At 48.2% G+C, this 23,587-nt stretch carries 20 protein-coding genes; 18 read left to right on the forward strand and 2 right to left on the reverse strand.

Annotation, left to right across the window (positions count from 1 at the left end; all coding sequences use genetic code 11):
- Positions 1-62: 62 nt before the first annotated feature.
- The 10 genes from fabD to AKN87_RS00735 all read left to right on the forward strand — a co-directional run bounded on the left by fabD (position 63) and on the right by AKN87_RS00735 (position 8,207).
- Positions 63-1,001, forward strand: coding sequence for an ACP S-malonyltransferase (gene fabD, locus AKN87_RS00690; RefSeq protein WP_053102170.1), 939 nt, complete (start codon positions 63-65; stop codon positions 999-1,001).
- 17 nt (positions 1,002-1,018) lie between these two features.
- Positions 1,019-1,762 carry a 3-oxoacyl-ACP reductase FabG gene (fabG, locus tag AKN87_RS00695; protein ID WP_053101577.1) on the forward strand — a complete coding sequence of 248 codons (744 nt, stop codon included), beginning with the start codon at positions 1,019-1,021 and terminating at the stop codon, positions 1,760-1,762.
- 202 nt (positions 1,763-1,964) lie between these two features.
- Positions 1,965-2,198: an acyl carrier protein gene (gene acpP / locus AKN87_RS00700; RefSeq protein ID WP_053101578.1), complete on the forward strand. Its 234-nt coding sequence runs from the start codon at positions 1,965-1,967 to the stop codon at positions 2,196-2,198.
- Positions 2,199-2,297: 99 nt separating this feature from the next.
- Positions 2,298-3,539: a beta-ketoacyl-ACP synthase II gene (fabF, locus tag AKN87_RS00705; RefSeq protein WP_053101579.1), complete on the forward strand. Its 1,242-nt coding sequence runs from the start codon at positions 2,298-2,300 to the stop codon at positions 3,537-3,539.
- Positions 3,539-4,357 (forward strand): aminodeoxychorismate lyase, encoded by an 819-nt coding sequence (gene pabC / locus AKN87_RS00710; RefSeq protein ID WP_053101580.1) that lies wholly within the window; start codon positions 3,539-3,541, stop codon positions 4,355-4,357. Before fabF ends, pabC begins: the two co-directional genes overlap by 1 nt.
- A gap of 3 nt (positions 4,358-4,360) precedes the next feature.
- The gene (mltG, locus tag AKN87_RS00715) at positions 4,361-5,434 is read left to right on the forward strand and encodes an endolytic transglycosylase MltG (protein WP_053102171.1); all 1,074 of its coding nucleotides are present in this window, start codon (positions 4,361-4,363) and stop codon (positions 5,432-5,434) included.
- Positions 5,431-6,063: a dTMP kinase gene (gene tmk / locus AKN87_RS00720; protein ID WP_053102172.1), complete on the forward strand. Its 633-nt coding sequence runs from the start codon at positions 5,431-5,433 to the stop codon at positions 6,061-6,063. The genes mltG and tmk overlap by 4 nt, the downstream gene beginning before the upstream one ends.
- The gene (locus AKN87_RS00725; RefSeq protein WP_053102173.1) at positions 6,056-7,036 is read left to right on the forward strand and encodes a DNA polymerase III subunit delta'; all 981 of its coding nucleotides are present in this window, start codon (positions 6,056-6,058) and stop codon (positions 7,034-7,036) included. The genes tmk and AKN87_RS00725 overlap by 8 nt, the downstream gene beginning before the upstream one ends.
- Before the next feature lie 30 nt (positions 7,037-7,066).
- Positions 7,067-7,411, forward strand: coding sequence for a PilZ domain-containing protein (locus AKN87_RS00730; RefSeq protein ID WP_053101584.1), 345 nt, complete (start codon positions 7,067-7,069; stop codon positions 7,409-7,411).
- Positions 7,412-7,424: 13 nt separating this feature from the next.
- Positions 7,425-8,207: a TatD family hydrolase gene (locus tag AKN87_RS00735; RefSeq protein ID WP_053101585.1), complete on the forward strand. Its 783-nt coding sequence runs from the start codon at positions 7,425-7,427 to the stop codon at positions 8,205-8,207.
- Between the two features lie 75 nt (positions 8,208-8,282).
- Here the strand turns inward: AKN87_RS00735 and hrpA are convergent, their stop codons facing one another.
- On the reverse strand, positions 8,283-12,188 hold the full coding sequence (gene hrpA, locus AKN87_RS00740; RefSeq protein ID WP_053102174.1) for an ATP-dependent RNA helicase HrpA: 3,906 nt from the start codon (positions 12,186-12,188) through the stop codon (positions 8,283-8,285).
- Between the two features lie 205 nt (positions 12,189-12,393).
- Between hrpA and AKN87_RS00745 the strand changes: the two genes are divergently transcribed.
- The 8 genes from AKN87_RS00745 to AKN87_RS00780 all read left to right on the forward strand — a co-directional run bounded on the left by AKN87_RS00745 (position 12,394) and on the right by AKN87_RS00780 (position 21,287).
- Positions 12,394-14,388: a peptidase U32 family protein gene (locus AKN87_RS00745; RefSeq protein ID WP_053102175.1), complete on the forward strand. Its 1,995-nt coding sequence runs from the start codon at positions 12,394-12,396 to the stop codon at positions 14,386-14,388.
- Between the two features lie 325 nt (positions 14,389-14,713).
- Positions 14,714-15,361, forward strand: coding sequence for an adenylate kinase (gene adk, locus AKN87_RS00750; protein WP_053101588.1), 648 nt, complete (start codon positions 14,714-14,716; stop codon positions 15,359-15,361).
- Between the two features lie 79 nt (positions 15,362-15,440).
- Entirely contained in the window at positions 15,441-16,112 is a 672-nt protein-coding gene (tsaB, locus tag AKN87_RS00755) for a tRNA (adenosine(37)-N6)-threonylcarbamoyltransferase complex dimerization subunit type 1 TsaB (protein ID WP_053102176.1), read from the forward strand.
- 11 nt (positions 16,113-16,123) lie between these two features.
- Entirely contained in the window at positions 16,124-16,927 is an 804-nt protein-coding gene (locus AKN87_RS00760) for a class I SAM-dependent methyltransferase (RefSeq protein ID WP_053102177.1), read from the forward strand.
- 24 nt (positions 16,928-16,951) lie between these two features.
- On the forward strand, positions 16,952-17,179 hold the full coding sequence (locus tag AKN87_RS00765; protein WP_053102178.1) for a DUF1653 domain-containing protein: 228 nt from the start codon (positions 16,952-16,954) through the stop codon (positions 17,177-17,179).
- Between the two features lie 227 nt (positions 17,180-17,406).
- The gene (topA, locus tag AKN87_RS00770) at positions 17,407-20,001 is read left to right on the forward strand and encodes a type I DNA topoisomerase (protein ID WP_053102179.1); all 2,595 of its coding nucleotides are present in this window, start codon (positions 17,407-17,409) and stop codon (positions 19,999-20,001) included.
- Between the two features lie 92 nt (positions 20,002-20,093).
- Positions 20,094-20,339 carry a hypothetical protein gene (locus AKN87_RS00775; RefSeq protein ID WP_053101593.1) on the forward strand — a complete coding sequence of 82 codons (246 nt, stop codon included), beginning with the start codon at positions 20,094-20,096 and terminating at the stop codon, positions 20,337-20,339.
- Positions 20,340-20,384: 45 nt separating this feature from the next.
- Entirely contained in the window at positions 20,385-21,287 is a 903-nt protein-coding gene (locus AKN87_RS00780; protein WP_053102180.1) for a pseudouridine synthase, read from the forward strand.
- Positions 21,288-21,335: 48 nt separating this feature from the next.
- Here AKN87_RS00780 and AKN87_RS00785 read toward each other — a convergent pair whose 3' ends face one another.
- On the reverse strand, positions 21,336-23,537 hold the full coding sequence (locus AKN87_RS00785; RefSeq protein WP_053102181.1) for a TonB-dependent hemoglobin/transferrin/lactoferrin family receptor: 2,202 nt from the start codon (positions 23,535-23,537) through the stop codon (positions 21,336-21,338).
- Positions 23,538-23,587 lie beyond the last annotated feature (50 nt).

The raw sequence follows: 23,587 nt of genomic DNA on the forward strand, positions 1-23,587 counted from the left end.
AATTGTAGTGACTGCCTAGTCGTGGCAAACTGCGCCGCTGAATTTATTGAGTGAAGGTTTTTATGTCTGCGAATCTTGCATTTGTCTTTCCTGGTCAAGGCTCACAAGCGGTAGGAATGCTGGCTGAAATTGCTCAGCAACATAGCCAAATCCTACACACGTTTGCCGAAGCATCCGACAGCTTAGGTTATGATTTATGGGCGTTGACCCAGGCTGGCCCGGCGGCGAGCTTGAATCAAACCGATAAAACCCAGCCCGCGATTTTAACCGCTTCAGTTGCATTATGGCGTTTATGGCAGGCTAATAGCTTGGTATTGCCAGCTTTTGTTGCGGGTCATAGTTTAGGTGAGTACTCGGCGTTAGTGGCGGCGGGCAGTTTGTCATTGGCAGAGGCCGTCAAGTTAGTTGAGCGTCGTGGCCAGTTAATGCAGCAGGCGGTGCCTGAGGGGACCGGCGGTATGGCGGCTATTTTAGGCTTGGATGATGCCGACGTGCAGGCCGCTTGTGCTGAATCAGCTCAAGGTGAAGTGGTCAGTGCGGTAAACCTTAACGCACCAGGTCAGGTAGTCATTGCAGGTGCAGCAGCAGCAGTAGAGCGGGCGATTGAAGCCTGTAAAGCGCGCGGTGCTAAGCGTGCCATGCCTTTGCCTGTCAGCGTGCCGTCCCATTGCGCATTAATGCAGCCAGCAGCAGAACAATTTGCTGAGTCGTTAGCTGCAGTGCAATGGCAGCAGCCAAGTATTCCGTTAGTACAGAACGTAACTGCTGAAGTAGCTACCGATCTTGCTGCATTAGAGCAGAATTTATTGGCTCAATTATATAGCCCGGTCCGTTGGGTCGAAACCATGGTGTTACTGGATGCTGAAGGGGTTTCCCAGGTGGTTGAGTGTGGTCCAGGCAAAGTGTTGTCGGGACTGAATAAACGCTGCATCAAAGGGGTGAGTACCTTTAACTTAGATACCCCTGAGGCCTTTGCCGCAACGTTAGCTGCATTGGCTTAAGCAATAGGAGAGAAATCATGAGTTTGCAAGGTAAGGTGGCATTAGTTACTGGCGCCAGTCGCGGTATTGGACAGGCAACTGCATTAGAGTTAGGACGTCAAGGTGCGATTGTAATTGGCACTGCAACCTCAGCCAGCGGTGCTGAAAAAATTACCGCAGCCTTGCAGCAGCAAGGTGTTGAAGGTATCGGTTTGGTGTTGGATGTGTGTCAGCCTGAATCGGTAGCGGAAGTGTTAAAAACTATCCAAGACACCTATGGCGCACCACAGATTTTAGTTAATAACGCAGGGATTACGCGGGATAACTTAATGCTGCGGATGGGGGAGGAGGATTGGGAGTCAGTTATTGATACTAACCTTAATAGCTTGTTTCGCTTATCCAAAGCCGTGCTACGGGGTATGAGTAAAGCCCGCTGGGGACGGATTATTAATATCAGCTCCGTAGTCGGCTCAATGGGTAATGCCGGGCAAGCTAACTACGCCGCAGCTAAAGCCGGTGTAGAAGGTTTTGGTCGTGCCTTAGCGCGCGAAGTAGGCTCACGTAATATTACCGTTAACGCTGTAGCGCCAGGCTTTATTGATACTGATATGACCCGTGAATTACCAGAAGCGCAGCGTGACGCACTAAAGAGCCAGATTCCACTGGCGCGGTTAGGTGAGGCCCAAGAGATTGCCGATACCGTGGCTTTTTTAGCTTCAGATAAAGCGGCTTATATTACAGGGGCTACAATTCCTGTGAATGGCGGCATGTATATGAGTTAAAATGACTTTTTTGTGACTTGAGGCAGGGTTCTTTAGTCACAGAATGAGTTTTTAAAGTATGATTTTTCTATACGCTTGCTATAGTCGAATCAAATTCATGAAATGATAAGTAAAAATAGGCTTTGGCTTGAAATAGGTGAAGCCCTTTCTATACACTTAGCGGCAGCTAAAGTTGCCTAGTTTCCATTTAGGAGTATTTTGTATGAGCAATATCGAAGAACGCGTTAAAAAAATCGTTGCAGAGCAATTAGGTGTTAAAGCTGAAGAAGTAGTAAACAGTGCTTCTTTCGTTGACGATTTAGGCGCGGACTCTTTAGATACCGTTGAGTTAGTTATGGCGTTAGAAGAAGAGTTCGACACTGAGATTCCAGATGAGCAAGCGGTAAAAATCACTACTGTTCAAGAAGCTATCGACTACGTTAACAACCACGCTTAATTTCTAGCGGCGGTTTTAAACAAGTAAAAAAGCCGTACTGCCTGAATCAGGAGTGCGGTTTTTTTTTGGCAGTTAATATGCAAAAAAGGGGTTATCGCCATGTCGCGTAGACGTGTTGTGGTTACCGGGATGGGTATGGTTTCCCCGCTCGGAGCCGATGTTGAATCAAGCTGGAAAGCGGTATTGGCCGGAGAAAGCGGGATTGACGTAATTGAGCATATGGACGTCAGTGCTTTTGCTACTCAATTTGGCGGCACAGTAAAAGATTTTAATATTGAACAATATATGCCGGCTAAAGATGCACGTAAGCTGGATTTGTTTATTCAATATGCATTGGCCGCTAGTTATCAGGCACTAGAACAGTCTGAGCTAGAGGTGAGTGACGCCAATCGTGAGCGTATTGGTGTGACCATTGGTTCGGGCATCGGTGGATTGCCAAATATCGAAAACACTGCCAAAACGCTGTTTGATCAAGGCCCGCGTCGTATTTCACCTTTTTTTGTGCCTGGCTCCATTATCAATATGGCCGCAGGTACTTTATCGATTCGTTTAGGTTTACAAGGCCCTAACTACTCGGTAGCTACTGCTTGTACTACAGGTACGCACTGCATTGGTTTAGCCGCACGTAATATTGCTTATGATGAAGCCGATGTAATGATTGCTGGTGGTGCTGAAATGGCTACCTGTGGTTTAGGCTTAGGTGGTTTCTCTGCGGTTCGAGCACTCTCTACACGTAATGCTGAGCCCACCAAAGCCAGTCGACCGTGGGATGAAGAACGTGATGGCTTTGTGCTCTCCGATGGCGCTGGAATCTTGGTGCTAGAAGAACTAGAGCATGCTAAAGCACGTGGAGCTAAAATTTTTGCTGAAGTGGTGGGTTTTGGTTTAGGTTCCGATGCCTTCCATATGACTGCTCCGCCAGAAGATGGCGCCGGTGCGGCACGTTGTATGGCTGCTGCGCTGAAAGATGCCAAGATGCAGCCCGAGGATGTGCAGTATATTAATGCCCATGGTACCTCGACTCCTGCTGGAGACTTAGCGGAGGTGCAGGCGATTAAAACGGTATTTGGTGAGCATGCCCAGCAGCTTGTGGTGAGCTCGACTAAATCAATGACAGGGCACCTATTAGGCGCTGCAGGTGCGGTTGAAGCGATTTTTAGCATTTTAGCCATTCGCGACCAGATCGCACCGCCCACCATTAACTTGGAAAACCCAAGCGCCGGCTGTGATTTAGACTTTGCTGCAAATCAAGCCAAACCAATGAAAATTGAAAGTGTGCTCAGTAATTCCTTTGGCTTTGGTGGCACTAACGGCTCGCTAATTTTCAAACAATACAAATAATGCGTACTTGGATCAATGGTCAGCCAATCGCCAGTGTGTCGGTGGCTGACCGTGGTCTTGCCTTTGGTGATGGTTTGTTTGAAACCATGCGTGTGGTGCACGGGCGTATTCCTTTACTTGAACAACACCTTGCGCGCTTAAGTCAAAGTTGTCAGCGCTTATCAATACCGCTTGATGTGCCACAACTGTTGTCGGAGCTTGAAGCTTTTATTGCTGAGACGCCTGAAGGCGTGTGTAAGTTAATTTATACCCGTGGAGTGGGGCAGCGGGGCTACGCGACACCTGACCCTGTAGCTGTGCAGCGCATTTTACAGCTGTCGGCCTTGCCGAATTGGCCTGCGACAAACTTTAGCGAAGGCGTATCACTTTTTCCTTGTCAAACGCGTTTGGCGCATCAGCCGCTATTGGCAGGTATGAAGCATCTCAATCGCTTAGAGCAAGTTCTCGCTCGAGCCGAGTGGAGTAGTGCAGAGTTTGCTGAAGGGTTAGTGCTAGATCAGCAGCAGCAAGTGATTGAAGGTGTATTTAGTAATTTATTTTGTGTGCTCGAGGGCAGACTTTGCACCCCAGATTTATCTCAGGCTGGAGTCTTAGGCACTATGCGAGCATGGTTATTGGCACGAGCTCAGCAACTAGGCTATGCACCTGTAGTCAGATCAATTGGGCGCGCTCAATTGAGTAGTGCCTCCGAAGTGTTTATTTGTAATAGCCTGTATGGCGTATGGCCGGTTCGCGCCTGTGCGAATGATCGCTGGCCCGTAGGCCCCATTACTCAACAGCTACAGCAACAGGTGGCTGAGCTTTATTGTGGAACCTAAGGCGTGTTAAAAAAAATTCTAGTAGCCATGTTGCTGGTAGTCAGTGTTTTGGCTTTAAGCGCTGGGCTGTCGTGGCAATGGTATCAGCAAACCTTGCAACAACCGCTTAAGCTGGAGCAAGCGCAAGTCTTAGTCGCGGAGAGCGGCAGTACTCCCAGTGGTTTGCTGACTCATTTAGCCGCAGAGGGCGTTATTCAAGACAGTTTTTGGCTGCGTTTGCATTGGCGCTATTATCATCCGCAGCAATCATTGCATGTGGGTGAATACGAGATCACGCCAACGATGACGGCTGAAGACTTGCTGCAAAAGTGGGTCAAGGGTGAGGTGGTACAGTATCGCCTGACGTTGGTCGAGGGGTGGAATATTCAGCAAGTCCGTCAGGCTTTAGCCAGCCATCCTGCGCTCAAGCAAACCCTAAGTGCAGTAAGTAATGAGCAACTGATGCAGCAGCTAGGGCTGCCAGCACAGCATCCAGAAGGGCGTTTTTTCCCCGATACTTACCAGTTTGTGCGAGGTCAAAGTGACCAGGCCTTACTCAAGCAAGCCAATCAAAAACTCGAGCAAGTGTTGCAGCAAGAGTGGCAGCAGCGGGCCGAAAACTTGCCTTATCAGTCTAAAGAGCAGGCGTTGGTGATGGCCTCGATTATTGAAAAGGAAACCGGCGTGGCCCATGAGCGGGCTGAAATTGCTGGCGTGTTTGTACGGCGCTTAGCGAAAGGGATGCGTTTGCAAACTGATCCCACCGTGATTTATGGCATGGGTGAGCGTTATCAGGGTAAAATTACCCGCGCTGATTTACGTCAGCCAACAGCCTATAACACCTATGTGATTGAGGGGTTACCGCCGACTCCAATTGCTATGGTTGGGCGCGAGGCAATTCATGCAGCATTGCACCCTAAAACGGGGGAGACACTATACTTTGTAGCTAAAGGTGATGGGAGCCATGTATTCTCTCGAACCTTGGCAGAGCATAATAAAGCTGTTCGACAGTATCAGTTACAGCGTCGTGCCGATTATCGTTCCAGTCCAGCACCTAGCACTCAGTCACCTAAAGCGACTCAAGGAGTACAGCCATGAGTGGATTGTTGATTACTTTAGAGGGGCCAGAAGGGGCCGGAAAGACTACCAATCGTGCTTTTTTAGCCGAGTTTTTGCAGGCACAAGGAGTTCAGGTTACGTTAACCCGTGAGCCAGGAGGAACACCTTTAGCCGAAGAGATTCGACATTTGCTATTGGCCCCTAGGGAAGAACCTGTTGCTACGGATACTGAGTTATTGTTGATGTTTGCTGGTCGCGCACAACACCTTGAGCAGCTAATTAAACCAGCATTAGCTCGCGGTGAGGTGGTGCTGTGTGATCGCTTTACCGATGCGAGCTATGCTTATCAGGGTGGAGGGCGCGGAGTGAACATGCAGCGTATTGCGATTCTTGAGCAATTTGTGCAAGCCGACTTACGTCCGGACCTAACCTTACTCTTTGACTTGCCAATTGAAGCGGGCATGGCAAGAGCTAAGGCACGGGGGCAGTTAGATCGTTTTGAGCAAGAGCAGACGGATTTTTTTAATCGAATTCGTAATACCTACTTAATGCGTGCTGAGCAAGAGCCCGAGCGCTTTGTGATTATTAATGCCGACCAGCCATTGGCTCAGGTGCAAGCCGATTTGCAACAGATATTTCCTCGTATTTTGGAGCAGTTGGGTGGCTAGTCTTTATCCATGGCAGCAACCTATTTGGCAGCAGCTGATAAATAACCCAAAACCAGCCCATGCGTATTTATTGCATGGACCAGAGGGCACGGGTAAATACCAGCTGGCTTTGGCTTTGGCTAAGTATTGGTTATGCCAACAGCCTAAGCAGCAAGCCTGCGGTCAATGCTCAAGTTGCAAGCTAATAGCGGCCGATTCGCATCCCGACTTGCTGCAGTTATTGCCAGTGGAAAAAGGTAAAAATATCGTTATCAGCCAAGTACGGGAGCTGGTAGACACCATTATGCAAACCTCGCAACAGGGCGGGCGGCAGGTGGTGATTATTGAACCAGCCGAAGCCATGGGCGTGGCTGCAGCGAATGCTTTGTTAAAAAGCTTAGAAGAGCCAACTAAAGACACCTACTTTATTTTAGTCAGCCATCAGTTGGGCTTTTTGCTGCCGACTATTAAAAGTCGTTGTTTACTACAGCGCTGCCCATTACCTACGATGGTTGAAAGTCAGCAGTGGTTGCAACATCAGGTGGCTGACCTGACAACTCTGCAAGCCCAGCAGTTATTACAAATTGCTGGATACTCGCCTTTATTAGCGTTGGAGTTAGCCAAGACTGAGGGCTTAGCCCAGCGGGCAACGGTAGTGGAAGGGGTGAAACAGTTATTTAAAGGGCAAGCAACGCCTAGTGATCTAGCAGGAGCTTGGGCTAAAATTCCCTTAACCCTGATTTTTTCTTGGTTTGCTGCTTGGGGACATGAGTTATTTAGTTTTAAAGTTACTCAGTTGCCAGAAGCACTGAGTTCAACGGATATGGCAGTGGTACTGGGCTTTTTAGCTAAGCACACTGAGACCACAGAGATTAATCAAACCCAGCAGTGGGTGCTAGCAGAGCGGCAAAAGGTGTTGCAGCATGCGCCATTACGAGCTGATTTATTATTGGAAAGCTTATTGGTGCGCTGGCAAGCATTATTGCGGCGTTAGCTAAGCGTGAGAATTAGAAGAGGGAAAAAAATGGCCTTAGGGAAAGAGGTAATTAGATTAACTTTTACCATTAAAGATGTGAACACTCTTTATGCATCTTATATGCCGTTTGTAAGTGAGGGTGGCTTATTTATCCCAACCAGCCATGTATGCGCTATGGGGGATGAAGTGCTTGTTCTGCTTACATTGTTGGATGAGCCAGAGAAAATTCAGATCACTGGTACAGTAATATGGGTGACCCCATTAGGGGCTCAAGGCAATAAGCCGGCGGGCATAGGTATACAGTTTAGAGAAGAAAACTCTACAGTGCGCAAAAAAATTGAAGCTTATTTAGCCGGTGCACAAATAGCCGAGAGCAGCACCTTTACTCTTTAATTTAGGACGCAGAATGTTTATTGACTCCCATTGCCACTTAGACCGTTTGGACTTAAAAGCCTATGACGGTTGTTTGCCCAGCGCGTTACAAGGTGCGCGAGATAAAGGAGTAAAACACTTTTTGTGTATTGGCATCAGTATGGACAATGCTGCTGCCGTGCGTGAATTAGCGCGTACCTATCCGGATGTGGATTGCTCGGTGGGCGTGCATCCATTGGATGTAGAGGCGAATAAAGAACCGCAGCTGGACTGGTTACTCAAAGAGTTAGCGCACCCTGAGGTGGTGGCGGTTGGAGAAACTGGGCTGGATTATTACTACCAGCAAGAAACTAAGCAGTTACAGCAAGACTCGTTTCGCTTGCACTTAGAGGCGGCTAAACAGACGAAAAAGCCGGTAATTGTTCATACCCGTGAAGCCCGGGAAGACACCATTGCCTTGCTACGAGAAGCAGCGCTGCCCGAAGCGGGAGTGATGCATTGCTTCACTGAAAACTGGGAAATGGCTAAGCAGGCACTGGATTTAGGCTTTTATATTTCACTGTCTGGAATTGTTACCTTTCGCAATGCCGATGCGCTTCGGGAAGTAGCGCTGCAAGTACCTGCGGATCGCTTACTAATTGAAACTGATTCGCCGTATTTAGCGCCTGTGCCGTTTCGTGGTAAGCCCAATTTGCCTGAGTATGTGGTTGAGGTGGGTAAATTTTTGGCTGAGTTACGCGGCGTGTCCGTTGAAGCCTTTGCCGAGCAAACCAGCGCTAACTTTAAGCGTTTATTTCCTCAGGCGCGGGTTGCCTAAACCTCGCTCAATTAAAACGCGCTCCCTGATGACTCAGGGAGCGCGTTGTTGATTTACTCTATAGCTAACTAGCGACTAAGTCATCACCGCTTGCCACTGCTTTTTCAGGCGTTTATCTGAGACTGGCATTTGTGTGCCCAGTTGCTGGGCAAACAGTGAGACGCGATACTCTTCTAGCATCCAGCGATACAGCGTAAGTTCTGGGTCATGTTTACCCTCTGCTTGATGCTGTGCGGCACGTTTATTGAGTTGTTCTTGATAACCTTGTAACTCTAAAGTCCAGACTTTATCGCGTTGGGCTTGGCTGCCCACTTTATCTAAACGCTGGGCGATAGCGGTTAGGTAGCGAGGGTATTGTTCTAGCCACTGGTAGGGGGTATTGCGCACAAAGCCAGGATAAATCAAGGTTTGTAACTGGTTTTTTATATCCGTTAAGGCAAACGCAACGCTGAGATCAATCCGGCCTTTCAAGCGCTTTTTTAGCTCATGTTGTTGTTGCAAAATCCTCAAGACTAGTTGGGCTAGCTGTTCTGCTGTGTGGGTCCAGTTGGCTCTATATTGCTCAGTAGCTTGTTGCAGTTGCTCGGCATTACGTGGCAGCTGCTCTAAAGGTGCCAGCAAGCAGCGGTCGACACTGGCCAATAAAATATCCTCGATTAGCGCTTCAGTGCGGCCAAATTCGCGATACAGCAGGGCCAGCTGTGTCTGTTGAGATAGTTTTTGTCGTAAGTATTTGGCTTGCTCGGGTAATTGCTGTAACAGTAAACGTTGCAAAGCACGGCGATGCTGGTAATCGGCTTCGGCTTGGGTTGAGAAGCGATTTTCTTGCACCTCGCCTTGCTCATCAACTAACGCGGGAAACACAGTTAAGCTCATTCCGGCCACTTTTTGTTTGGCGGTAGGCTTGACTGAAAAGGCGTGGCCGGAGATCGCTTGCTTAGCTGATTCTGGGCGGCGAACTTCGAGTGCTTGTTGGCTGACATCGGCAAAGCGGGCTAAGAGTGAGCTTAAACTGCGCGCTTCACCGAGTAGCTTGCCAGCAGCATCAACCACCGCAAGATTGACGCGAAAGTGGCTGTCGAGCTGTTGTTCAGCTGCCAGCCAGTGTTCATCACTGACGCGCACGCCAGTCATGCGCAGCAGTTCATGACCCAAGGCGTGATATAAGTTGCCTTCAGCAAAGGTTAGGCGCTCAACTGCGGCCCCGACAAAATCTGGCACCGGCACAAAGTTTTTGCGAATCGCTTTTGGCAGGTTACGTACTAGCGCAATACAGCGTTGCTCGAGCATGCCAGGCACTAACCACGGTAAACGTTCGCTAGGCAATTGAGCAAGTAGCGGCGCGGGCACGGTTAAGGTGACGCCATCTCGCGGGTGGCCAGGCTCAAAATGGTAGCTTAAGGGCAGCTGTAAATGGCCTAGGGTTAATTTGTCTGGAAACTGATTGGCAGTGACTTCAGAGGCATCCCGCGCTAAGACATCACTTTCTTGCATTAACAATAATTGTGGCTGCTTAGCGCTTTCGCGGTTGTACCAACGATCAAAACTGGCGGTTTGATAAATATCTTGGGGCACGGTTTGGCTGTAATAGTTAAATAGCACCTCTTCATCGGCCAAAATATCGCGGCGCCGGGCTTTAGCCTCTAATTTGTCTAAACGCTCTAGTAATTCGCGGTTAGCCGTTAGGCACTGAGCGCGGCTAAAAATATCGCCCATCACTAGGCCTTCACGGATAAACAGCTCGCGGCTGATGACTGGATCTATCGGGCCGTAATGCATAGGGCGTCTAGGGATAATAATTAAGCCATACAGCGTCACTTGCTCATCAGCGACTACTTGGCCACGGCGTTTTTCCCAATGGGGCTCTAGGTAATTGCGTTTAACTAAGTGTTCGGCTAAAGGTTCTACCCATTCCGGCTCAATTTTAGCCACCATTCGAGCAAATAGCTTACTGGTTTCTACAAGCTCTGCGGCCATGATCCATTTTGGCTTTTTACGCCCAATAACTGATGAGGGGTGAATCAAGAAGCGTCGCTGGCGCGCACCTAGATAATCATTGTCATCGGTTTTTTGTCCGATTTGGCTAAGCAATCCTGAAAGCAATGCTTTGTGTAGCGCTGCGTACTCAGCAGCACTGTCATTGAAAGGCAGTTTAAGATCCCGGCAAATGAGGGTCAGTTGGCGATGGGCATCGCGCCATTCGCGTAATCTTAGATAATGCAGAAAGTTTTTCCGGCACCAACGGCGTAGCGCATTACTGCCAAGCGCGAGACGTTGCTCTTCAAAGCCACGCCAAATATTAATCAAGGCCGCAAAATCCGAGTCTGGATCTTTCCATTGGGCATGGGCTTGGTCTGCGGCTTGTTGGCGGTCAGCCGGGCGCTCGCGTACATCCTGTACCGATAATGCGCTAGTCACAATCAGTACTTCGCGCAAACTATTGTGGTTAGCCCCTTCCAGCAGCATACGGCCTAAACGAGGATCAATTGGTAATTGCGCCAGTTGTCGACCAATCTGGGTCAGCTGGCCTTCTTTGCTAACCGCACTGAGTTCTTGTAATAAGTTAAAGCCATCATTAATCGCCCGACTTTCTGGCGGCTCAATAAAGGGAAATTGCTCAATTGCACCCAGGCGCAAATTCAGCATCTGTAAAATAACCGCGGCCAAGTTGGTGCGTAGAATTTCTGGGTCAGTAAATTCTGGGCGGGCAAGGTAGTCATCTTCGCTGTAGAGGCGGATACAAATTCCAGGCTCAACCCGACCACAACGGCCTTGGCGCTGGTTAGCTGAAGCTTGGGAAATAGGCTCAACCGGTAAGCGTTGCACTTTAGCGCGGTAACTGTAACGGCTAATCCGTGCAGTGCCGCTATCAATTACATAGCGAATACCAGGCACTGTGAGCGAAGTTTCCGCTACGTTAGTGGCGAGTACAATTTTGCGGGCAGGGCGTGGCTGAAATATTTTTTGTTGTTCGCTCGGTGACAGCCTGGCATATAAAGGCAGAACTTCTGCGTGTTTGAGTTGGGCTTTACGTAAGGCTTCCGCACAGTCACGAATTTCCCGCTCGCCGGGTAGAAACACCAACACATCACCGGGCAACTTGCTCTGGGCACGCTCATGGGCGGCAATTTCGGCTAAGGCCTGCAAAATACCTTGCTCAACACTCAGGTCTTCTTCAACGCTTTCTTCGGGATCATCCGATTCAATCAGTAGCGGGCGATACCAGGTCTCAACCGGATAGGTACGGCCTGAGACTTCAATAATCGGCGCATCATTAAAGTGTTTAGAAAAACGTTCTAAATCAATGGTGGCTGAGGTAACAATGACCTTAAGATCAGGGCGTTTTGGCAGCAGCTGCTTTAGGTAACCCAAGAGAAAATCAATATTCAGGCTGCGCTCATGGGCTTCATCAATAATCAGCGTGTCATAGCGCGATAAGAAACGATCATTACGGGTTTCGGCCAGCAAAATTCCGTCGGTCATCAGCTTAATCAGTGAGCCATCATGACTATGATCTTCAAAACGTACTTGATAGCCCACTAACTCGCCCAGTGGGGTATGTAATTCTTCGGCAATCCGTGTGGCTACGCTGCGCGCTGCTAAACGTCGAGGCTGAGTATGACCAATTAAACCGCGCGCGCCTAAGCCTAACTCTAAGCAAATTTTAGGCAGTTGAGTGGTTTTACCTGAACCGGTTTCGCCGGCAATAATGACCACCTGATGCTGGGCAATCGCCGCCTTGATTTGTTCTTTTTTATCGGCAATCGGCAGTTGCGTGTCGTAGTGCAATGGCGGAATACTGGCTAAGCGTTGGCTAACCTGTAAAGCCGATTGAGTATAACGCTCGAGGATTTTTTCCAGTTTTTGCGCATTAGGCTGCCGATCCAGTTCGCGTAACTGGCGATATAACGGAAAACGATCACGGCAAAGCACCGCATCCAGTTGCTTGATTAACGCTTTAGGAGAAGGACTGTGTGACATCAAACCATCGCAAATAATGAAAAAAAGTATTGTCGCAGATTTAGTGTAAAACTGCTGCTTAGGGCTAATTGCTCTGTATGGCTTTTAATATGGGGGCTGAGGATTCGATTTAAACGCTGAGCGGTATCATTGAAACTGCTAAAAAAGATTGGCGAAACTGCTAACATAGGCCACTTTTATTGCCTTGCTAATTGAATCTATCTTTATGTCGTTACTCAGTCATCAACTTGAGCTGCTTAGTCCAGCCCGTGATATTACCATTGCCAAAGAAGCCATTTTACACGGCGCCGATGCAGTTTACATTGGCGGCCCTAGTTTTGGTGCGCGGCATAGTGCCAGTAACAGTGTCAGCGATATTGCACAATTAGTTGAATTTGCTCACTTATTTCATGCCAAGGTGTTTGTCACCATTAACACCATTTTGCATGACGATGAGCTAGAGCCAGCGCGTGAACTGGTTTATCAACTGTATGATGCAGGGGTTGATGCACTGATTGTGCAGGATATGGGGATTTTAGAAATGGATATCCCGCCCATTGAGTTACATGCCAGCACTCAAACTGATATCCGCACCCTAGATAAAGCAAAGTTCTTATCCCAAGCGGGCTTTTCTCAGTTGGTACTAGCCAGAGAGCTAAACCTGCAAGAAATTAAGCAAATCAGCAGCCAGGTTGACTCGGCGATTGAGTTTTTTATTCATGGCGCCTTGTGTGTGGCCTTTTCTGGGCAGTGCAATATCTCCCACGCCCAAACCGGTCGCAGTGCTAACCGCGGCGATTGCTCCCAAGCCTGTCGTTTGCCCTATACCCTCAAAGACGATCAGGGCCGCGTAGTGGCGTACGACAAGCATTTATTGTCAATGAAAGATAATAATCAAAGCGCTAACTTACGGGATTTAGTGGATGCGGGCGTGCGCTCATTTAAAATTGAAGGGCGCTATAAAGATGTCAGCTATGTAAAAAATATTACCGCTTACTATCGCCAATTATTGGACCAAATATTAGAGGAGCGTACTGATTTAACGCGTTCCTCCAGTGGCTTTGTCGAACACTTTTTTGTGCCTAATCCAGATAAAACCTTCCACCGCGGCAGTACCGATTATTTTGTGCAAGATCGCTTGATTGATATTGGTGCGTTTGATTCGCCCAAGTTTGTCGGTTTGCCAGTGGGTGAAATTTTGAGTGTAGGCAAACAGGATCTGACGGTACAAACCACCGAGCCGCTCAGTAATGGCGATGGTTTAAACGTACTGCATAAGCGTGAGGTGGTCGGTTTTAGGGCTAATACTGCCCAGCCACTGTGTGAGTTTGAACAAGAGGGGCAGCAGTTTTATCAGTACCGCATCGTACCCAATGAAATGCCCCCCGAGCTTAAACAACTGCGTCCACAGCATGTGTTAAATCGCAATATGGACCACAATTGGCAGCAGGCACTGCTGAAACCCTCGGCTGAACGGCGCGTGCTGGTAGATTGGCAGGTGCAACTAACTGAGCAGCAGTTGTTGTTGAGTGCCAGCAGTGAGGAAGGGGTGCTGGCGCAGGCAAGTCTAGCGGGACCTTTTACCTTAGCTAACAATCCACAGCAGGCCACAGAGCAGCTAAAAGATACCTTAACTAAACTAGGTACTACTATCTATCACGCCCAACGAATTGATTACCAAGCACAGCAGCCGTGGTTTGTGCCTAATTCCAAGCTTAAAGCCTTGCGCCGCGAAGTGATTGAGCAACTAACGGCTAATCGCCTATTGGCACATCCAAAAGGCAGTCGTAAAGCAGTCAGTAATCCGCCTCCGGTGTATCCTGATAGTCATCTTACGTTTTTAGCCAACGTGTATAACGAAAAAGCCCGTGCCTTTTATAAACGTTATGGCGTTGAGCTAATTGATGCCGCTTATGAAGCCCATGAAGAAGCCGGCGAGGTGCCAGTGATGATCACCAAGCACTGTTTGCGCTTCTCGTTTAACTTGTGCCCCAAACAAGCCAAAGGCGTCACTGGTGTACGGACTAAAGTTAAAGATATGCAGTTGATTAATGGCGATGAAGTGCTGACGCTAAAGTTTGATTGTAAGCCGTGTGAAATGCACATTATTGGCAAAATGAAACACCACATTTTGCAGCAGCCACAGCCTGGTAGTAACGCCAGTATGGTGGGTTTCATTACCCCAGATGATTTATTGAAAACCATTAAGCGAAAAAACTAAGGGCTGATGAGTATCAGTTTAATGGGCGCGAATTTATGCTTTGATAGCATAATCGCCCAGCTTAAACAGCGAGTTTTGCTTGTATGAATGTAACGCGGTGTGTATCTTTGATCGTTTTTCGGCTGGCAGTTGCTAGTAACTAACTAGCCAAAAACTGTTAGTTAATCAACAAGAACTCCGCTGGATGCAGGTGGACAAGCCTTGATGGTGCATTTACAGCGTTGAGTCAGTGACCAAAAATACCGTTTCCGTAGTGATCGAGCTGATTGCTCACTTAGGTTTTGATTTAAATGTTTGTCGTTATATAAAAATATAGGAGCATAAAATGCGGGTTATCTTATTAGGTGCACCGGGTGCAGGAAAGGGAACTCAAGCGGGTTTCATTACAAAGCAGTTCGGTATTCCGCAGATCTCTACCGGAGACATGTTGCGTGCAGCAGTTAAGGCAGAATCAGAGTTAGGCTTACAAGTTAAGCAAGTAATGGAAACCGGTGGTTTGGTTTCTGATGAAATTATCATTGGCTTAATTAAAGAGCGTATTAAGCAAGCAGACTGCGCTAACGGCTTCTTGTTTGATGGCTTTCCTCGTACCATTCCGCAGGCTGAAGCATTGCGTGAGGCCGGCGTTGAAATTGATCATGTGATTGAAATCGCGGTTGATGATGAAGAAATCGTAGGCCGTATTGCCGGTCGTCGTATGCACCCAGCTTCAGGTCGCACCTATCACATTGAGCACAACCCACCGAAAGTGGCAGGCAAAGATGATGAAACCGGTGAAGAGCTGATTCAGCGAGATGACGATAAAGAAGAAACAGTACGTCACCGTTTATCGGTTTATCATTCACAAACTAAGCCATTAATTAAGTTTTACCAAGACTTAGCCCAAGCTGAAGGCAAGCCAAAATATAGTGCTATTGCTGGGGTGGGTAGTGTTGAGTCAATTACCGAAAAAGTGCTCGCTGCATTGTCTTAAGCAACGCGCTGCACAAGGCAAAACCCGTTCCGGCGGGTTTTGCTGTTTTTACAGAAACTGTTTGTAGAAGAAGGGCACCATGACCACTATTTTAGCCATCGATACTGCGACTGAAGCGTGTTCGGTTGCACTCAGTTATCAAGGGCAAGTGTTTCAGCACAGCGAAGTTATTCCTCGTGAGCACGCTCAGCGCCTATTGCCCATGATTGAGCAGGTATTACAAGCGGCCAATTGCCAGCTAAGTGAGGTTGAGGCGATTGCGTTTGGTCGAGGGCCTGGTGCCTTCACTGGTGTCAGAATTGCTGTTGGCATGGTTCAGGGCTTAGCTTTTGCTTTGGCCTGTCCTGTGTTACCGGTGTCGAATCTTGCTGCCTTAGCTCAGCGTGCCTATCGTGAACAGGGCGCCACTGAAGTCGCAGCCGCAATTGATGCGCGAATGAATGAAGTCTACTGGGGCTGTTATCAATTGCAGCAAGGAGAAATGCGCTTAGTCGGAACTGAAGCGGTGCTGGCACCTGAGCAAGTTAGTTTGCCAGCGGCTTTTAATTCTGAAAATTTGTGGGCGATTGGTACCGGCTGGCAAACCTTTGCTGACAGCCTAGCCGTGCAGCCAACATATCTGGCGCAACAGCACTTACCGGATGCACTAGATATTTTACAACTAGCCCAGTTTGCATGGCAGCGAGGCGAGCAGTTAGCGGCAGAGCAAGCCCAGCCGGTGTATTTGCGTAACAACATTGCAACACCTTAGCAGGCAAATTAATGCTGTTAGAGAATCCATCGGTCAAAATTGTCGTGCAAGCGCTGCTGCCTGAATTACGCTCAGTAGCTAAACAGCTTGCCGAAGAGTTAGCACTGCCTTTAGTGGCCGTTAATAATACCCCTAGTGATGCTGAGTTTGCTTTGCAATGGGGGCCACAGGGATTATGGCTGCAAGAGTTAGGTAAGAAGGCACCAGGGCCGGTTCAGGTTGACTTTGTTAGCGGAGCGGCTGCCCATCGTCGCCAATTTGGCGGGGGCAGTGGGCAAATGATTGCTAAAGCGGTGGGGATACAAAGTGGTGTGCGGCCGAGTATTTTAGATGCGACGGCGGGTTTAGGCCGTGATGCCTTTGTGTTAGCTTGTCTTGATTGCCCAGTCATCATGATTGAACGCCAGCCAGTGATCGCTGCTTTGTTAGCCGACGGTTTAACCAGAGCGGCACTGAGTCCAGAGGTAGCACCTATTGCTCAGCGTATGCGTTTGCTCACAGGCGATGCAATAAGTCTAATGCAAGACTGGCAAGAGCAAGCACCGCAAGTGATTCATTTAGATCCAATGTTTCCAGAGCGCGATAAAAGCGCGTTAGTGAAAAAAGAAATGCGGGCATTTAAGCCGATTGTCGGCGATGATCAAGATCAGGCGCAGTTACTTGCAGCAGCGCTCGCCTTAGCGAGTCATCGGGTGGTCGTTAAACGCCCACGTAAAGCCCCAGCAATTGATGGCATTGAGCCTAGCTATGTGCTGACGGGTAAATCCAGTCGCTATGATATTTACACTAAGAAATCGCTGAAAGCGACTGATTAGAGCCATTCACTTAGAACGTTATTTATGAAGATTCAACCAGGCATTTATCAGCACTACAAAGGTCCTTTATATCGCGTGATAGGTGCCGCTCGGCATTCTGAAACCGAAGAGTGGCTAGTGACTTATCAAACCCTGTATGGTGAGTTTGATTTGTGGGTACGGCCTTTAGCAATGTTTTTAGCAACGGTTACCCTTGACTCAGGGGAGCAAGTGGCGCGTTTTAAACTGCTACAGCCTTTAGCCCCTTTGTAACCTTTTGTCTCGGTCTGTCAGGGTGCACAGAAACTAGAGTTAAAGGGGTTGAAGGCGCAGAATAGGTACAGGTTACTCGCTTAAAACTGAGGCAAAATTGCCAGACAAATAGCAGGTCATTACTTGACCTCAGCTGTGAGCCGCTATATATATCGTGGCAAATTTTATTTAGTGCAGTGGAAAATCGATCACTGCCATGCATATTCAAATTAGGAAACTACCAACCAATGGGTAAATCGCTGGTTATCGTCGAGTCCCCGGCTAAAGCCAAGACCATCAATAAATATTTAGGCAATGACTACATTGTGAAATCCAGTGTGGGTCACATTCGAGACTTGCCAACCAGTGGCTCGGGTGGTGCAAAGAAAGCCAGCACCGCTAAAGAGCTTAAATTAACGCCCCAAGAAAAAGCCCAACGCCAATTAGTAGCGCGTATGGGGGTTGATCCTGAGCATGGTTGGAAGGCCCGCTATGAAATTTTGCCGGGCAAAGAAAAAGTCATTGAAGAGCTGCGCCGTCTGGCTAAAGATGCCGACACCATCTATCTGGCAACGGACTTGGATAGAGAAGGAGAGGCGATTGCTTGGCACTTAAAAGAAGCAATTGGTGGCGATGACACACGCTATAAGCGCGTGGTATTTAACGAAATTACCAAAAAAGCCATTCAACAAGCTTTTGCTGAACCCGGCGAGTTAAATATTGATCAAGTCAATGCCCAGCAAGCCCGTCGTTTTCTTGATCGGGTAGTAGGGTTTATGGTTTCACCCTTGCTATGGAAGAAAATTGCCCGTGGCTTATCCGCCGGTCGCGTGCAATCAGTTGCCGTTAAATTAGTGGTCGAGCGGGAAAAAGAAATTCGTGCGTTTATTCCAGAAGAGTTTTGGCAAGTACACGCTGAGCTGGCCAATCAGGAAAAAAACCAAGCACGCTTTGAAGTCACCCGTGAGGCAGGTAAGGCATTTCGCCCAGTCAGTGAAGCACAAACCAAGGTAGCGCTAGCAAAGCTTCAAGCGGCTACCTACCAGTTAGTTAAACGCGAAGATAAGCCAACCAGCACTAAGCCAACCGCGCCCTATATCACCTCAACCTTGCAACAAGCGGCCAGTACGCGCTTGGGATTTGGGGTGAAAAAAACCATGACCCTTGCTCAGCGATTGTATGAAGCAGGGTATATCACCTATATGCGTACCGACTCGACTAACTTGTCGCAAGATGCCATAGAGATGGTGCGCGGCTTTATTGAAAGCGAGTATGGCAAAAAATATTTACCGGCTAAACCCAGTGTTTACAGCAGTAAAGAGGGCGCACAAGAGGCTCACGAAGCGATTCGCCCCTCAGATGTGAGTCGCTTACCTACGCAATTAAGCGGCATGGAGCGTGATGCAGAGCGCCTGTATGAGTTAATTTGGCGTCAATTTGTGGCCTGTCAAATGACCCCAGCAGAGTACCTCTCAAGTAGCTTAACTGTTGAGGCGGCTGAGTTTGAGTTGCGTGCTCGGGGTCGTATTCTGAAATTTGATGGTTTTACTCGGGTGCAGCCACCCCAAGGCAAATCGGCAGAAGATGCTGTATTACCTGATATGCAGCAAGGTGAAGTGCTGAGCTTACAAAAGCTTGATCCAAGCCAGCATTTTACCAAGCCACCGGCGCGTTACTCAGAGGCCAGTTTGGTGCGAGAGTTAGAAAAGCGTGGCATTGGTCGTCCCTCGACCTATGCCGCGATTATTTCAACCATTCAGGATCGTGGCTATGTCACCGTGCAAAACCGCCGTTTTTATGCGGAAAAAATGGGTGATATCGTCACTGAGCGCCTTGGGGAAAGCTTTGCCAACTTAATGGACTATGGTTTTACCGCGCAAATGGAAGAGCAGCTCGATGACGTAGCTCAAGGTCAGTTGCAGTGGAAACGCCTGCTGGATGATTTCTATGGCGACTTTAAGCAAAAGCTTGAGCTGGCCGATAGTAAAGAAGGCGGCATGCGAGAAAATACCCCGACCTTAACTGATATACCATGTAAGGCCTGTGGTCGACCGATGGTGATTCGAACCGCCTCAACGGGTGTATTCTTAGGTTGCTCAGGTTACGCCCTGCCGCCTAAAGAGCGCTGCAAAGAAACCATGAACTTGGTTCCGGGTAATGAAATTGCGGCCGATGATGAAGGCGAGTCTGAATCGTTGCTTTTGCGCCATAAGCGTCGTTGTCAAATTTGTGATACGGCGATGGATGCTTACTTAGTCGATGAAACCCGTAAGCTGCATGTGTGTGGTAATAATCCAGACTGCGAAGGATATGCGGTTGAGCAGGGACAATTCCGGATTAAGGGCTACGAAGGCCCAAGCCTAGAGTGCGATAAGTGCGGCAGTGAAATGCAGCTGAAAACTGGGCGTTTCGGTAAGTTTTTTGGTTGTACTAATAGCGAGTGTAAAAACACCCGTAAACTGCTGCGTAATGGTGAAGCAGCGCCACCGAAGATGGATCCGGTGCCTATGCCTGAACTTAAATGTGAGAAGGTAGATGACACCTACGTCCTGCGTGATGGCGCTTCGGGATTATTTTTAGCTGCCAGTCAGTTTCCAAAAAAACGTGAAACCCGCGCGCCTTTAGTGAAAGAAATTATCCCGCATAAGGATGAAATTGATCCAAAACACCACTATCTAATGAGTGCGCCAACTGAGGATCCAGACGGTTTACCGACCATTATCCGCTATAGCCGCAAAAACAAAGAGCAATACGTACAGTCTGAAGTGGAGGGTAAAGCTACGGGCTGGCGTGCTTTTTATGATGGAAAACAATGGCAGGCCGAAGATAAGCGTAAAAAGTAAACGGCTGCTAAGTGCTAACTGCCTGCAGTGGTTTAACCACCGCGGGCAGTTTTGTTTTATTAAAATAATTTTTTAAGAGTTTAACCTTAATTATGTCGTCATCGTTTTTAGAAATTGTTGAATTATCCGACGGTCGCATTGTGTTGCGCCGCTCTGAAGAAGAACAGCCTTTAGTGACCTTAACCTTTTCCCCAGAAGTTAAGTCGTTTCTGCAAGAGCGTTATATTGATGTAGCCAAAGCCATGTTCCATACCGGTTTACAAAAAGCGGGGGGCTTAGAGGAAAACGAAGTCTGGTTGGACGATGAGGATGAAGATGCCTCCAGTACCATTCACTGACTGTCAGTGATTAATTTTAGCTGTTGCCTGTTAGGTATTGCATAAATGCATCGGCATAACTCTGCGCTGATTGGTGCCAGCCGCGTGCATCTGCCTGCAGGTAATTGGCCTACGGTGTATGCTTTTTTATGTGAGCATTTTGCCCAAGTATCAGCGGAACAATGGCAACAGCGTTTTAGCCGGGGGCGGGTGTTAGATCAAGACGCTCACCCCTTAGCGCTCGATACACCTTATCAGCAAGGGCAGCGGGTGTATTATTTTCGCGAAGTAGCGAAAGAAACGCCGGTGCCGTTTCAGGCAGATATTTTGTTTCAGAATGACGATTTATTGGTGGTGGATAAACCTCACTTTTTACCGGTGAGTCCGGTGGGCGTGTACGTTGAAGAAACCCTGCAGCGACGGCTAATGAGACAGTTAAATAATCCGCAGCTCACTCCGATTCATCGTCTAGATCGTTTAACCGCAGGTTTAATTTTATTTTCGACTAATTCCGTCACGCGAGATGCCTATCAGCGCTTATTTCGTGAGCAGCAAGTGAAAAAGCGTTATGAAGCCTTGGCTGCACCATTGCCTGAGCTTAGTTTTCCACGTGTGCATTGCTCTCGTTTAGTTAAGGGCGAGCCGTTCTTTTGCATGCAAGAGATTGCAGGTGAAGCGAACAGTGAAACGCGCATTGAAGTGGCAGAAAAACAAGCGGATTATTGGCGTTATGCGCTGTATCCGGTTTCAGGTAAAAAGCATCAATTACGAGTGCATTTGGCCAGTTTAGGCGCGCCCATTATTAATGATGATTTTTATCCTCAGGTGTTACCTGAGCAAGTGGATAATTTCAGCGCGCCCTTACAGCTATTAGCCACCGACTTGTGGTTCACAGATCCAGTGACGCAGCAGCCCTTACATTTTAAAACACAGCGTCATTTAGCGCCGTTGGTTAATCTTGCTAACTAAAAACGCTCAGGCGCCATAAGCGACTGAGCATTTTTATGGAAGTTAGGATTACATTTCCCAAACTAAATTAACTGCAGCGTAACGTCCTGGTTGACTAAAGCGTGCACTATTAATATCACCGGTTTGTTGGCTTAGGCCACGCATATCAGCCCAGTGCCAATAGCGTTTATTGGTCAGGTTGTATAAGCCGGCATTGATTTGCAATTGCTCGCTCATTTGCCACCAACCATTTAAGTCTAGTACCCCGTAACCAGCAGTCTTAAACTGAGAAGGTAGTTGTTCGGTATTCACGCGATTTTTTGCAGCGACTAAGGTCCAGTTAAGATCCCCACCAAAGGTGCCATTGGGTTGCTCATAGCCTAAGCCAAATACAGCTTTCAGTGGATCAACACTGTTAAGCGGTTGACCTGATTTTTTATCTTTACCGCGAGCATAGGCAAGGCTTGAGCGTGCTAGCCAACCTTCGCTAAAGCCGACCTCGTCTAAGAACAGTTCACCTTTGAGCTCGGCACCGTAAATAGTGACGCGATCTTGGTTGATGTATTGAAACTCGCCAAAGGGATAGCCGGGTTTATTAGAGGGGCGGCTGACTTGCTCAATAAAGTCATCGTAACGGTTATAAAACACAGCTAAGTCTAGATTACCGAGAGCGTAGTTAGCGCGTAATCCCAACTCAAAACTGTCACTGGTTTCGGCTTTTAGGCGGGTGTTGGCCAAGGTGCGGTACATGCCTGGATTTTCAAACTCACCGAAGATTTGTACAGCTTGAGGTGCACGATAGCCTGCGGCGTATTGTCCGTAGAGACTGTGTTGTGGGTTGAGTTGATAGGTTACTCCCAGCTTCGGTGACAGCATTGAGTCGGTAAAGGTGCTGGGGTTGGCATCTTGTGCTTGGCTATTTAGATAACGCTTGGTGGCATGGGGCTGCATTTTGTAATAGTCATAACGCAGGCCAGGTAAGAACGTCCACTGACCCCACTGGATTCGATCTTGGGCAAATAAGGCGTATTCACTAGTGGTGGGGTCTGGAAAGTCACTAACCGGAAGCATTGGCTTACTAATACCCGTGCTGAGCAGGGTTTCTTGTCCCAGCCGTGCATCGCGGTTTTTATTGCGCTTGATTTCTAAACCATAGCTGAGCTGGTGCGCAGTGGCGCCCCAAGCGAATTCTGTTTGCGCCAAACTGTTTAGTACCCAGAGTTTTTCTTGGTATTTAGAATCACGACTACGGAAAGAGGCCGCACCCCGTGAAACGCGATCTTCATAGGTTTTTTGCCGGGTATCACTGGTTTGTTGGCTAAGCTGCGTGGTTAAGCGATCCAACCATGGTTGGTCTAACTGCCATTCATGTTGCAGGCTAAAGCGTTCACGCTCGGTGGTATCTTTAGCTTGCTGAGTACGAGTGGTTGCAGTGAGACTGTAGTTAGTTAAGACATTGGTGTCCGTATCTTGCGCAAAGCGATCATAGGTGAATTGTAAACGGTGCTGCTCATTAAGCTGCCAGCCGAGCTTAGCCAGTAAATTATCGCGGGTGTATTCTTGCGGATTGCTTTTTCCTCGGGCGTTACCGATGCCGCCAGTTTTACTGTGGCTATCGGTGGCTTGTCCACTGCGTCGCCCAATATGCACTAGGGCATCAAGGTCACCGCTTTGTCCCGCCAGAGTAGCACTGCGTAACCAGCTATCATCGGAGCCGTCATAGCCCGTTTTTAAACGGAAAAAATGGTTTTTGCCATCGGCTAAATAATCCTGTGCGTCTTTACTGACAAAGCTGACCGCACCACCTAAGGCATCACTGCCGTATAAAGAACTGGCTGGCCCGCGAATAATTTCTACTTGCTTGATGGTGTCTAAATCGATGTAGTCGCGCTGGGCACTTAAGAAACCACCAAAAGAAAAACTATCCGCCACACTGACGCCATCCATTTGGGTGAGTACCCGATTGCCGCCCATGCCACGAATGTTAATGCCTGATAAACCAAAGCGACTATTGGTACCGCCAACCGATAACCCGGGTTCATAGCGAATTAAATCTTGAATGTTTTTGATGTTCTGCTGATCAATTTCTTGCTCAGTGTGCACCGACACCACGCTGGGCACCTCGCTGATTTTTTGCTCAGAACGAGTGGCAGAGACAGTAACGGCATTTAAGCGAGTCGCATTTTTAGGCGATTCAGCTTGCACCAGTGAAGGATTTAGACACAGAGCAATCCATAACGGCTGTAAAGCAAAGGCAGAGGATAAACGCATGGACAACAAACTCCTGAAGGGAAGTTAGACGTAAGGCAGATAGTTATTTT

The organism is Thiopseudomonas alkaliphila (genome assembly GCF_001267175.1).
GTDB lineage: Bacteria > Pseudomonadota > Gammaproteobacteria > Pseudomonadales > Pseudomonadaceae > Oblitimonas > Oblitimonas alkaliphila.

Bases quoted from the DNA above. Each gene is read 5' to 3' on its own strand.
- fabD (WP_053102170.1), top strand. From the start codon at position 63: ATGTCTGCGAATCTTGCATTTGTCTTTCCTGGTCAAGGCTCACAAGCG.
- fabG (WP_053101577.1), top strand. From the start codon at position 1,019: ATGAGTTTGCAAGGTAAGGTGGCATTAGTTACTGGCGCCAGTCGCGGT.
- acpP (WP_053101578.1), top strand. From the start codon at position 1,965: ATGAGCAATATCGAAGAACGCGTTAAAAAAATCGTTGCAGAGCAATTA.
- fabF (WP_053101579.1), top strand. From the start codon at position 2,298: ATGTCGCGTAGACGTGTTGTGGTTACCGGGATGGGTATGGTTTCCCCG.
- pabC (WP_053101580.1), top strand. From the start codon at position 3,539: ATGCGTACTTGGATCAATGGTCAGCCAATCGCCAGTGTGTCGGTGGCT.
- tmk (WP_053102172.1), top strand. From the start codon at position 5,431: ATGAGTGGATTGTTGATTACTTTAGAGGGGCCAGAAGGGGCCGGAAAG.
- AKN87_RS00730 (WP_053101584.1), top strand. From the start codon at position 7,067: ATGGCCTTAGGGAAAGAGGTAATTAGATTAACTTTTACCATTAAAGAT.
- AKN87_RS00735 (WP_053101585.1), top strand. From the start codon at position 7,425: ATGTTTATTGACTCCCATTGCCACTTAGACCGTTTGGACTTAAAAGCC.
- hrpA (WP_053102174.1), bottom strand. From the start codon at position 12,188: ATGTCACACAGTCCTTCTCCTAAAGCGTTAATCAAGCAACTGGATGCG.
- AKN87_RS00745 (WP_053102175.1), top strand. From the start codon at position 12,394: ATGTCGTTACTCAGTCATCAACTTGAGCTGCTTAGTCCAGCCCGTGAT.
- adk (WP_053101588.1), top strand. From the start codon at position 14,714: ATGCGGGTTATCTTATTAGGTGCACCGGGTGCAGGAAAGGGAACTCAA.
- tsaB (WP_053102176.1), top strand. From the start codon at position 15,441: ATGACCACTATTTTAGCCATCGATACTGCGACTGAAGCGTGTTCGGTT.
- AKN87_RS00760 (WP_053102177.1), top strand. From the start codon at position 16,124: ATGCTGTTAGAGAATCCATCGGTCAAAATTGTCGTGCAAGCGCTGCTG.
- AKN87_RS00765 (WP_053102178.1), top strand. From the start codon at position 16,952: ATGAAGATTCAACCAGGCATTTATCAGCACTACAAAGGTCCTTTATAT.
- topA (WP_053102179.1), top strand. From the start codon at position 17,407: ATGGGTAAATCGCTGGTTATCGTCGAGTCCCCGGCTAAAGCCAAGACC.
- AKN87_RS00775 (WP_053101593.1), top strand. From the start codon at position 20,094: ATGTCGTCATCGTTTTTAGAAATTGTTGAATTATCCGACGGTCGCATT.
- AKN87_RS00780 (WP_053102180.1), top strand. From the start codon at position 20,385: ATGCATCGGCATAACTCTGCGCTGATTGGTGCCAGCCGCGTGCATCTG.
- AKN87_RS00785 (WP_053102181.1), bottom strand. From the start codon at position 23,537: ATGCGTTTATCCTCTGCCTTTGCTTTACAGCCGTTATGGATTGCTCTG.